This is a genomic window from Duganella sp. GW822-FHT06D06 (assembly GCF_058799615.1).
In genome coordinates, this window is record NZ_JBXALQ010000024.1 from 1 (window position 1) to 12,296 (window position 12,296).

The 12,296-nt window shown below is 66.1% G+C and carries 6 protein-coding genes; all 6 read right to left on the reverse strand.

Going from position 1 to position 12,296, the window contains the following annotated elements; genetic code table 11:
• The coding region (locus AC1RMD_RS28610) for a two-partner secretion domain-containing protein (protein ID WP_492931803.1) at positions 1-5,460 on the reverse strand (5,460 nt) is incomplete at its 3' end.
• Between the two features lie 41 nt (positions 5,461-5,501).
• Complete coding sequence (locus AC1RMD_RS28615; protein ID WP_492931805.1) at positions 5,502-7,205, reverse strand: ShlB/FhaC/HecB family hemolysin secretion/activation protein; 1,704 nt, start codon at positions 7,203-7,205, stop codon at positions 5,502-5,504.
• A 102-nt stretch (positions 7,206-7,307) separates the two neighbouring features.
• Entirely contained in the window at positions 7,308-8,033 is a 726-nt protein-coding gene (locus tag AC1RMD_RS28620) for an ABC transporter ATP-binding protein (RefSeq protein ID WP_492931807.1), read from the reverse strand.
• A gap of 12 nt (positions 8,034-8,045) precedes the next feature.
• Entirely contained in the window at positions 8,046-9,995 is a 1,950-nt protein-coding gene (locus tag AC1RMD_RS28625; RefSeq protein WP_492931809.1) for a branched-chain amino acid ABC transporter ATP-binding protein/permease, read from the reverse strand.
• A 3-nt stretch (positions 9,996-9,998) separates the two neighbouring features.
• Complete coding sequence (locus tag AC1RMD_RS28630) at positions 9,999-10,889, reverse strand: branched-chain amino acid ABC transporter permease (RefSeq protein ID WP_492931811.1); 891 nt, start codon at positions 10,887-10,889, stop codon at positions 9,999-10,001.
• 79 nt (positions 10,890-10,968) lie between these two features.
• Positions 10,969-12,126: an ABC transporter substrate-binding protein gene (locus AC1RMD_RS28635; RefSeq protein WP_492931813.1), complete on the reverse strand. Its 1,158-nt coding sequence runs from the start codon at positions 12,124-12,126 to the stop codon at positions 10,969-10,971.
• Between the last annotated feature and the right edge of the window lie 170 nt (positions 12,127-12,296).

The following is a 12,296-nucleotide window of genomic DNA, read 5'->3' on the forward strand; positions in this document are numbered from 1 at the left end:
GGCGCCGGCGACCGTCAGCGTGGCGTCGCCACTGGCCAGCACGCTGCCGCCCTGGTTGCTCATGCTCTGGCTGGCGATGACGATGCTGGCGCCGCTGTCCTTCAGCGTGGCGATCTGGCCGCCATCGTTGTTCAGGCTGCCGGCGGCGATGCTCGCCTGTCCGGCCGAGACGATCTGGCCACTGTTGTTGACCACGGCCGTGGTCTTGCTGAACTCGAGCGTGCCGCCGCTGGCGATCGTGCCCTGGTTGTCCAATTGCTGCGTAACGGCCAAGTCCAGCGCCAGACCGGACGACACCGCGCCTGCGGTCTGGTTCTGCAGGCTGCCAGCCGCCAGGTCCAGGCTGCCATTGCCGGCGATCAGGCCGCTGTTGATGATGGCCCCTTGCGCCGAGACAATCGCCGCCGCGCTGCCGACGTTGACGATGCGGCCTGCCGTGTTATCGATGGAAGCAGCCTGCACGCGCAATGCGCTGGTGGCGCCGATCGCCTCCATGACGCCGCTGTTGTTGTTCAGGACCGCGCCCGCCGCGAATTGCAGATCCCGCCTGGCCTGGATGGAACCGTGCGTATTGTCCGCCGCGTAGGCAACGCCCACCGTCACATTGCGGTCGGACTGGATCACGCCGCCGCGGTTGCTCAGGCTCTGCGCGTGGAGCGCGATGTTGGAACCGGAGCCGCGCACCGTGGCCAGTTGGCCGCCGTCATTGTTGAAAACGCCGGCCTTGACCGTCGCCGTGCTGCCGGCGACGATACTGCCGCCGTTACGCACCGCGACCGTGGTCTGTGTAAAGTCCAGCTTGCCGATGCTGCTGATGGCGCCCAGGTTATCCAGCTGCTGGGTTACGCCCAGCGCCAGGTTCTTGCCTGCGGTGATGGTGGCGCTGGCGTTGTTCTGCAAGGTCCTCGCCGCTACTGCCAGATCGCCATTGCCGGCGATCTGGCCACCGTTCAGTATCACGCCCTGCGCGACTACGCCGCTGGCGCCGGTGCCGACGTTGACGATGCGGCCGTCCGTGTTATCGATGGAAGCGGCCAGCACTTTCACCGCGCTGGCCGCGCCGACCGCTTCCATCACGCCGTGGGTGTTGTTCAGCGCGGCGCCGGCCGTGGCCTGCAAATCCTTGCCGGCCTGGATGCTGCCTAAAGTATTGTTCAGCGCGCCGTCGACGGTCAGCGTGGCGTTGCGGTCGGCTACGATGGCGCCGCCCTGGTTACTGGCGCTGCCGGCGGTAATGTCGAGGTCCGACTGCGACTGCCTGACCGTCGAAATCAGTCCTTTATCGTTGTTCAACACGCCTGCGGCCAGATTGATGCCGCCGTTGGAAACGATCCACGCATCGTTGTTGACCACGGCCGTGGTCAAGCCGAAGTTCATCAGTCCGTTGCTGCTGACCGTGCCGTGGTTGTCCAACAGGTCGCGCACCGACAGGCCGAGGCCCGCGCCCGCCAGCATGCTGGCGCCAGCGCTGTTGCTGACCGATAGCGCGCTCAAGTCCAGCTTGTCGCTGGCGGCGATGCGGCCGCCGTTCAAGACGTAGCTGGCGCTGCCGATGCTGGCGCCGTTGCGGCCCGCGCCGACGATGCTGCCATCGGTGTTGTCGATGCCGTTGGCTTGCACCGACAACCGGCCCTCGGTGCCCAGCGCCTCGGCGGCGCCGTTACCGTTGTTGAACGCGCCGCCGGCGCTCAGCGTCAAATTCCGCCCGCCCTGGATCACGCCGAACCGGTTGTCCACCGCGCCGCCAACCTGGAGATCGGCGCTGCCGGCGGCAAGAATGCGGCCGTTGTGGTTGCCCAGCTGCTGGCTTTCGATGTCGATATCGCCGCCGCTCGCAAGGGTGGTGGCGATCTGGCCGCTATCATTGACCAGCTTGCCTGCCTTGATGAGCAAGCCGCCGTTGGCGATGATGGAACCGCTGTTGCCGACGTCGCCTGTGGTCTTGCTGAACACCAGCGAGGCGCCGCTCTGGATCGTGCCGTCATTCCGCAGCAGTTGCTCCACCGCCAGCGTCATGTCCTTGCCCGACGTGAGCGCGCCGCCCTGGCCGTTGTGCACGGTATCAGCCCTTACCTTGACGTCGCCATTGCCTGCGATCAGGCCGGTATTCTGGAGATCAGCTTCCGCCGTGATGCCGGTATCGCCGCTACCAACGTTGGCGATGCGGCCGCCGGCATTGACGATGGATCCGGCATTGAGTTGCATGCGGCTGGCACTGCCCATCGCCTCGATAACGCCGGCGCTGTTGTTCAACGTGTCCGTGGCGGCGATGGTCAGGTCCCGGCCGGCCTGCACGGTGCCGCTGCTGTTGTTGAGCGCACCGTCCAGCTGGATATCGACGGCGCCGCCGGCGACGATGCCGCCACCACGGTTATCCAACGCCGTGCCGTGCAGGATGATGCCGCTGCCGGAACCGGCCGATGTGGCGATCTGGCCGGCATTGGCGACCTTGTGCGCCTGCACATTGATGTCGCCCGCCGCGACCATCTGGCCGGTGTTGCGCATGTCGGCCTTGGCGTTGCCCAGGGTCAGCGCGCCGGCGCTGCTGATCAGGCCGGCGTTGTCGAGCTGCTGGCTGACGGCCAGGTTGAATCCCCCGCCACTGGACAGTGTGCCGCCGTTGCTCACGGTGGCGGCCGTCATCGCGAGCTTGCCGTTGCCGCCGATCAGTCCGTCGCTGACGATGGCGCCGGCGGCGACGACCAAGCTGTCGCCGCCACCGGCGTTGACGATGCGGCCGCTCTGGTTCTGGATGGCGCCGGTGTCAAGGCTGAGTTTGCTGCCGGCGCCGACCGTTTCGATCACGCCGCCCTGGTTGAGCAAGGTTTGCGCGGCATTGATGGTGGCATCGCGCTGGCCGTGGATCAAGCCTTTACTGTTGTCCAGGTCGCCTTTCGAGGCGGTGATGCCGAGGTCGCGGTCGGCCAACAGGCTGCCGCCGCGATTGCTGATATCGGCCGCGCTGAGCGCCAGGCTGGCGCCGGAAGCGGCTGCGGTGCCGATCTGGCCACCGTCATTGCCAGCATGCAGCACGGCGATGTGGATGTCGCCGCCGGCCGCCATCTGGCCGCCATTGTTCAACGTCGCGGCGCCTTCGTTGAAATCGAGCGCGGCGCCGCTGGTGATGCCGCCCAGGTTGTCCAGTTGTTTGCTGACGGCCAGCACCAGACTGCCTGCTGCCCGGACGGTGCCGCCGCTTTGGTTCTGCATGGTCTGCGCGGCAACCGTCAACGCGCCGTTCGCGCCGATGACGCCGGTGTTCAGCAGATTGCCGGCGGCGCCGATGTCGCTGGCGCCGTTGCCGGCATTGACGATGCGGCCTTGGGTGCTGTCGATCTCGCCGGCGCGCACATGCAGGGCGCCGGTAGCACCGATGGCTTCGATGGCGCCGGACTGGTTGTCCAGTTTTCCGCCGGCGTCGAGCGCCAGGCCGCGCACGGCCTGGATCTGGCCGTTGTGGTTGTCCACCGCGCCAGTGGCGACGATGCTTGCGCGCGCGCTTGAGACCAGCTTGCCGTCGCGGTTGACGATGGCGCCGCTGCTCAGTGCCAGGTCGCCGCCTGCCGTCAACAAGCCGCTGCCATTGTCCACGCCCTGGACCTGGAGCTCGGCGTTGCCGCCGATGACCAGTTGGCCCGCATGATTGTCGAGGGTGGTGCCGCGGATGCTGGCGCCGCGCTGCACGTTCAGTTGCCCGGCGCGGTTGTTGAGCGCACCGCCACGGACCGTCAGCGACGACAGGTTCATCTGGCTGGCTATGTTGTCGAGCGCGCTGGCCGTCAGCGCGATGCCGCTGCCGGAGAGGATCTGGCCGCCATCGTTGTTGATCGCGCCGGCCACATGGACGAAGCCCGGCGCGACGGGCACGGGCGGCGTGGTGCCGGTGTTGGCGCCGCCGCCATCGGTGCCGGCGCCACTCCCGGTGCCGCCTGCGTTGCCGCTGCCTGCGCCGCTGTCGCCGCCCGTGCCCGTACCCGTGCCGGCGCCCGCACCACCGTTGCTGATGCCGCCGTTGTCCGTGCCATCCGCGCCTGCGGCGGCCGGCGCAGCGCCGACCTGCCCGCCGCCCACATTATGCAGGCTGGCCGCCACCACATCCAGCGCCACCGCTCCACTCTGCAGTATCTTGCCCGACTGGTTATTGATGCCGCCGCCGGTGCTGCTCAGCGCCAGGCTTTGCGCCTGGATCACGCCGTGGCCGTTCTCGACATCCCCCTGCACCGCCAGCACCGCGCGGCCGGCGCTGCTGATCAGATTGCTGTTGCCCAGGCTGGCGGCCGCCAACTGCAGGCCGGCCGCGCCGCTGATGGTGCCGCTGTTCGCCACCCCCGCCGGCGTGTTCAGCGCCAGCGCGCCGCCAGCGGAGATGGCGCCGTTGTTGGCCACGCCATCCCGCGCCGTGGCCGACAAAGCCAGGCTGGCCGCCAGGCTGCCGGTATTTTCCAGCCTGCCCTCGGTGGTGACGACCAGCTCGCCCGCCGCCGCGCCCAGCGCGCCGGCATTGCGCACGCCGACGCCGGCCTCAGTGCCGACCAGCGTGATCTTGTTGGCATACATGCCGCCCAGCTGCGAGACATCGATGCCGTAACGGGGCGCCTCCCCGCCGGCCACCGCCGGGGTCGCCGCGCCGCCGGCGGTCAGGGCGACGTCGTTGACGCCGGTCGTCACCTCCAGCTGTTGCGCCCACAAGCCGGCGTTCAGCTGCACCGAGCGCGCGATCAGGGCCGTGTAGTCGGTCTGCCGCGCGTCCAGGCCCGCGCCGCCGATGCTGATCATGCCGCCCCGCACCGCGTAGCCGCGCAGCGCGCCATCGGTGTCGTCCAGCAAGGGCTTGCCGGTGGTCAGCGTGGCGCGGCTGACGTTGATGAATCCGGCGCCGTCGACCACGATGCCGGCCGGATTGGCGATCACCATTTCCGCGCGCGATCCGGCCACCTCGATATAGCCGCGCAACTGGCTCGGATCGTTGGAGTTCACTTCGTTCAGGATCACCCGCGCACTGCCTCGCTCCATCCACGGATTGGCGTCGATCCAGCCGCCCAGTTGGCTCTGCACGGCGGTGCGCGAGTTGTTCAGCACGGCGCCCGTCTTGGGCACATCGAAGCGGCTGTAGACGTTGCGCGACACGCCCGCCGCGCTCGGCGTCTGCACGTTGACCTGCAATACGCCGTTGGCCGCGTTGAGCACCGTGGCCTGCTGGCGCCCTGCCGCGTTCGGATCGGCAATGATCTGCGCCGAGGCCAGTCCGGCCAGCAAGGCCGTCCCGCCAAACGCACCGAGCAGCGCGCGGGCCAGGCTGCGCAAGCGCGTCGCCATGCCGCCTTGCCGGCCGCCCACCGCCGCAGTCCCCGCCGGGCCCGCCTGCCCCGCGCCCTTGCCGCTGCTGCGGGCGGTTTCCTGTACGGCCATGCAGAGGCCTCGGGCTTGGTTGAAGACGATACGGTAGCAGAGCTTGTTCATTGGGGTCCTTCCGCCGGCGGGGTTGAGGCCGGCAAAAAAATTTAATACTGATAGTTGACGTTGAAACCGCCGGCATTGGGGGCGGTACGGAAATGCTCGGGCTTGCGGATCGGCCGCCCGATGAAGAGATCGATCTGGGCGCCGCCGAACTGGCCGCGCCAGCCGAGCGCGCCGCCGGCCAGGCTGGTGCCTGCCAGCGCGGCGGCGTGCGGGCCCGCGACCTGGCCATAGTCCAGGCCCAGGTACAACTGGGTTCGCTCGTTGACCGACCAGCCGAGGTCATTCCGCAGCAGCCAGCCGCGCTCGGCCGACAGGCTGGCCTCGCCGTCGAATCCGCGCACCGTGTAGCGCCCGCCGATGGCGAAGCGGTCCTGCGGGATCAGCGTCGAGCGGTTCCATTGCGCGCGCCAGTTGGCCTGGTATTGCAGCCTGGCCGAACGCAGCGCGAACGGCAACGTCAGCGTGGCGTCGGCATTGACGATGGTGGGCCGCGCGGTGCCGTCGCCGAACGGCTCCTCGGGCGCCGGCAAGGTGCCGAACAGATGGGAACCGCGCTTGTAGAGCAGGTTGGCGTCCAGCGTGGCGTCGCCGAGGAATTCCTTGTGCGACAGGCCCAGCTCGTGGCCGCCCATCTGGCGGCGCTGCACCTGCACTTCGGTATCGTCGATGAAGTTGTTGCTGCGGCGGCGGTACAGGCGCAGCGAGGCGCTGGTCTTGCGGGTGGCGTCACGGTACAGCACGCGCGCGGCCTTGAACTCCAGGTTGCCGCTGGTGCCGCTGTACACATAGGTCTGGTTGGCGCCGGCGATGCCCTGGTAGTAGCGGTAGCGGCTGGCGTTGAGCGAGAACAGCCAATACCCGGCCGGCATCGAATAGTGCAGCGCGTAGTTGCGGGTGCCGTGGTCGCGGCCCGAGCCGGCGCCGGACAGGTCGCGGGTGACGCTGACATAGGCCAGCTCCTGCCAGCCCAGCAGATTGTCCAGCGACAGCGTGGCGCCGCCCTGGTATTTGCCGGTGGAGTCGCTGCCGCTGTCGTCGGCGGACAGGCTCAGGCGCACCGGCAGCGCCTGGCGCCATTTGATCAGCAGGTCGCTTTCGCCGGGTTGCTCGCCGGGCACGATTTCGATATCGGCCTCGGCGGTCGGCACGCGCTTGAGGTTTTCCAGCCCCTGCTCGATGTCGCGCAGGCTGAGCAGGTCGCCGGGCCGGGCCGGCAGCGCGGTGCGCCAGGAGGCGCGATCGTTGCTGGCGCCGGCCGCCGGCGCGGCGTAACGGATCGCGCGGATGCGGCCCGGCACCAGCACCAGTTGCAGCTCGCCGCCGCGCAGGTCCTGCGGCGCGGCCAGCACGCGAGTGGTGACGTAGCCGGCCGCGATCAGCGCGTTCTGCACCTTGCCGATCACGGCGTTCACGCCGCTGCTGCCCAGGCACCGGCCGGCGGCATCGGCGGCCGCGTCCAGCGCCCAGGCGAACCGCGCCGCCTGGTCGCCCTGCAGGGCAATGTGGCGGATCGGGAAACACGGGGTCTCGTTCAGAGGATAGCCGGCCGCGGCCTGGACCGGCTCGCGCGGCAGCCGCACGGCGGGCCGCTGCTCCTCGGCCTGCTCGTTCTGTGCCCGCTCCTTTTGTTGCTGACGCTGGATTTGTTGCGCCGCGATCTCGGCCTGGCTCTGGCCGTGCGCGCCGTGGTGGACCAGGCTGCACAGCAGTACCGCGCCGCGCAACCGACTGCTTTTTTGTTGCATTTATTGCCTTACAGAAACTCAATAGTTGCAAATTATATCTATTGAGTTTCTATGTGGCAATTAATTTATTTTAAAATATATAACTTTTATTCTGATAGTTGCTTAGTGCCCTTGCCCGCCGAGGTAGGCGGCGATCACTTTCGGGTCGGTCTTCAGGCTCTCGGCCGGGCCGTGCACCGAGATCGTGCCATTTTCCAGCACGTAGCCATAATCGGCCACGTTGAGCGCGGCGGCGGCGAACTGCTCCACCAGCAGCATCGTCACGCCTTCGGATTTCAGGCGCTGGATGATGCGGAATACCTCTTCCACCAGGATGGGCGCCAGGCCCATCGACGGCTCGTCGAGCAGGATCACTTCCGGGTTGAGCATGACGGCGCGCGCCATCGCCAGCATCTGCTGCTCGCCGCCGGACAGCGTGCCGGCCAGCTGGTGCTGGCGTTCCTTCAGGCGCGGGAACAGTTCCAGCGCCTTTTCCAGGTCGTGCTTGATGTCGCCCTTGGGCCGTGCGCGCGTGAAGCGCGGGAAGGCGCCCAGCAGCAGGTTGTCCGTGACCGTCATCGAGGCGAACACGCGCCGCCCTTCCGGCGAATGCGCCAGGCCGGCGCGCGCGATCATGTGCGAATCGGCGCCGGTGATGTCCTTGCCGCCCAGCGTGACCTTGCCTTCCTTGGGCTTGATCATGCCGGAGATGGCGCGCATGGTGGTGGTCTTGCCGGCGCCGTTGGAGCCGATCAGCGTGACCAACTTGCCCTTCGGGACCTCCAGCGAGATGCCGTGCAGGACTTCGACTTTGCCGTACGACGCGTGCAGATTGGTAATCGATAGCATGTGCTGTCCTCGTTAATGCGCCGCAGGCGCTTTGGTGCCACCGTGTTCTTCGCCGCTGCCGCCCAGGTAGGCTTCGATCACCTTGGGATCGCTCTGCACCGCGGCCGGTTTGCCTTCGGCGATCTTCTGGCCGAAGTCCAGCACCGTCACCGTGTCGGACAAGGACATCACCACGTCCATATGGTGCTCGATCAGGATGATGGTGATGCCGTGGTCGCGGATCTTGCGGATGATCGCCATCAGCTCCTTGATGTCGGGCGCGGTCAGGCCGGCCGCCGGTTCGTCGAGCAGCAGCAGGCGCGGACTGAGGCCCAGCGCGCGCCCGATCTCCAGCAGGCGCTGTTTGCCGTACGGCAGATTGCGCGCTTCCTCGTCGGCCATGTCCGACAGGCCGACAAACTCCAGGATGCTGGCGGCGCGCTCGCGCGCGGCGCTTTCCTCGCGCTTGTAGCGCGGCGTTTGCAGCATCACATCCAGCACGTTGGATGCGAAGGTGTTGTGCAGGCCAACCAGCACGTTCTCGGTCGCCGTCATCTCGCCGAACAGCTGCACGTTCTGGAAGGTGCGCGCCACGCCGCCCAGCGCGATCTCGGACGGCGTGCGGCCGGAGATCACCGCGCCGCTGAACGACACCTTGCCGGCGGTCGGCTTGTAGATCCCGGTCAGCACATTCATCATGGTGCTCTTGCCCGAGCCGTTGGGGCCGATCAGGCCGTGCACGGAGCCCTGCAGCACGTTCAGGTCCACCTGGTTGAGGGCTTTCAGGCCGCCGAACTGCATCAGGATCTGGTCGACGCTGAGCAGCGTGTCGCCGGCATTGCCCCCCTTGGCCCGCGAGAACGGTTCAACGCCGCTGGCCGCCACCGCCTTCGCATGCACGGCGCCTTTGCCGACCAGGCTGAACAGGAAACCAACGATGCCGTCCTGCAGATAGTAGACCACGAACAGCGTCATCAGGCCGAACACCGTCAGGCGCCAGTCGACGATGTTTTCCAGCTTGTACGAGAACGCCGCCATGCCGATGGTGGCAACCAGCGGCACCAGCACGTCGCGCGGCGTCGAGCGTTTTTTCGCCAGCATGTAGGCCGAACCGATCACACCCAACACCGCGGCGGCGGTGGCGATCTGGCGGAACAGCTCAATATCGGCCAACAGGCTAGGCAGCATCACCACGATCATCGCGCCGATCAGCGCGCCGGAACGGGTCTTGCGGCCGCCCATGATCACCGCCAGCAGGAACAGGATGGTCAGCTCGAAGTTGTAGGTGTTGGGCGAGATGTACTCTTCCGAATACGCATACAGGCTGCCGGCCAGGCCGGCAAAGCCGGCGCTGATGATGAAGGCGTAGACCTTGTAGCGATACACCGAAACGCCCATGCAATCGGAGGCGATCGGGCTGTCGCGCAGCGCCTCGAAGGCGCGGCCCAGGTTCGATTTCAATATCCGGTGCACGACGATCAGCGACACCACCATCAGCGCCGCCACCATGTAGTAGTAGCCGACTTCGCCGAGCTTCTGGCCGATGATGGTGGGCTTGCCGATCTTGATGCCCATCGGGCCTTCGGTGAGGAAGGTCATCTCGTTGATCAGGATCTGGATGATGGTGCCGAAGGCCAGCGTCACCATCGCCAGGTACGGGCCGGTGACGCGCAGGGCCGGCAGCGCGAGGATGGCGCCGAACACCGCGGCGCCGGCCACGCTGGCCGGGATCGCGATCCAGAACGGTGCGCCCAGCTTGAACACCATCACGCCGGTGGCGTAGGAGCCGATGCCGAACAGGCCCGCGTGGCCCAGCGATACCTGACCGGTATAGCCGACCACGATGTCCAGCCCGAACAGCAGGATCGCGTAGATCAAAATCGTTTCGAACAGATGGATGTAGTACGGATTCGGGATCAGCACCGGATACAGCACCAGCACCGCCAGGCCCAACACGCTCGCCGCGAGGAGTTTCTTATTCATGGATCAGACCTTTTTGATGGCGGCTTTGCCGAACAGGCCGGACGGCTTGATCGCCAGTACCAGCAGGAGCAGCAGCAATCCCGGTACTTCCTTGTAGCCGGTCGAGATGTAGTAGCCGGTGGTGGTCTCGGCGATGCCCAGTATCAGGCCACCGACGATGGCGCCGACGCCGGAGGTCAAGCCGCCGATGATGGCCACCGCGAACGCCTTCAGGCCGAGCGAGGCGCCCATGGTGGCGCCGGTCAGCGTCAGCGGCGCCACCAGCACGCCGGCGAAGGCCGCCGTGGCCGACGACAGCGCATACGAGAAGGTGATCACCATGCGGGTGTTAATGCCCATCAGGCCGGCCGCGTCGCGGTCGTTGGCGGTGGCCACCACGGCCTTGCCGTAGATCGATTTGCGGTTGAAGATCTCCACCGCCGCCATGATCGCCAGCGCGCCGACGATCACCGCCACCTGCATCGGTTGCACGTTCGCGCCCAGCACCTGGATTGGCGCGGAGCTCAGCGGCGACGGGAAGGTCAGGTCGTCCTTGCCCCAGATATTCTCGGCCACGTTCTTGAAGATGATGGCCAGCGCGATGGTCGACATGATCCAGCCGAATTCCGACTTGATCTTGATCGCCGGCCGCACGCCTATCCATTCGACGAACATGCCTTGCAGCGCGCCGAACACGATCACCAGCGGGATCATCAGCAGGTAGCTCATGTAAGGCCCGCCGTGGATGGTGCCAACCAGGCTAAGCCCGACCAGTGCGCCCAGCATCAGCGACTCCCCCTGGCCGAAGTTAAGCGTGCCGGAGGTGGCGAAGGTGAGCTGATAGCCGAAGGCGATGACGGCGTAGATCATGCCGAGCGCGATGCCGCTGAATGCCAGTTGCAGGAAGATTTCCATGATGACCACCACTGTAGGACGACAAGAAAAAGGCCAGGCTTGAATCCTCAAGACTGGCCGGTACCAATGCGGCGCGAGCTTACTTGACCGGCAATACTTTGCCGTCCTTGACTTCACCGAAGACCGTGATGTCGGCGGTGATCGCTTCGTGGTTGTCTTTGCTGAACGGCTTGCTGTAGGTGGTGACGACGCCTTCAACCTTCTCGTTCAGGCTTTCCAGCGCGGCCTTGACCTTCGGACCTTCGGTGGAACCGGCCTGCTTGATGGCGGCCGCCAGCAGGTAGATCGAATCGTAGCCCTGCGCTGCCGACACCGGCGACGGCATGCGGTCGCCAGGCGGATGGTAGGCCTTCACGTAAGCGTCGATGAAGGCTTTGCGCTTGGGCGTGGACGGCTCCTGGATGAAGGTCTGCGGCATGCGGGTGCCGTTGCCGTTCTTGCCGGCGTTGTCGATGAAGTTCGCCATCGACAGCGTCCAGCTGCCGATCAGCGGTACTTTCCAGCCCAGTTTTTCCATGCCGTTGGCGATCTGCGCCAGCTCCGGGCCGATACCGTAGGTCAGCACCACGTCGGCGCCGGCCTGCTTGGCCTTGAGCAGCTGGGCCGTCATGTCGACGTCCTTCAGATTGTATTTTTCGATGGCGACGGCCTTGACGCCTTTTTTATCCAGCGCTTTTTCCAGGTCCTCGCGACCGAGCTGGCCGTAGTTGGTGGAATCGGCCAGAATGGCGACCTTCTTGAACTTGCGCGTATCGATCGCTTCCTGCACGATCATGTGCGACTGGATCGTATCGTTGGCCGAGTTGCGGAAGATGTAGTTCTCCGGCTGGTCGGCGAACTGCTTGGTGACGATGGAGCCGGTGGCGACGTTGTTCATGACCGGGATCTTGGCTTCCTGGTAGAAGCGCTGCGAGGCCAGTGCCACGCCGGTGTTGATGTAGCCGACGGTGGCGGTGACTTTTTCCTTGTTGATCAGTTCCTGGGCGATCTGCACGCCGCGTTCGTTCTTGGCTTCGTCGTCGCGTTCGATCAGCTGGATCTGACGGCCCAGCAGGCCGCCCTTGGCGTTGATCTCCGCCACGGCCAGCTTGACGCCGTCGCGCATCGACACGCCCATCGGCGCGGAACCGCCGGTGAAAGGACCGGCCACGCCGATCTTGATGGGTTCAGCCGCCATCGAGGAAGCCGAGAAACCGAGTGCCATGCCTGCGACCAGCATTTTCAACTTGAAATTCATCTGTCATCTCCTGTTTACAACGTTTTTATAGTAGCTGCTTACGTGCGAAACTCGGCTGGATAGCTGCACCATCGATGGAGCATTGTAGGTTAGTAGATCGACAGCAGCAACAGATAGATGTGCGGCGTCGCAGCAAGGCCCCAAGGGGGCGCCGCGTGTAAGCTGGCTGT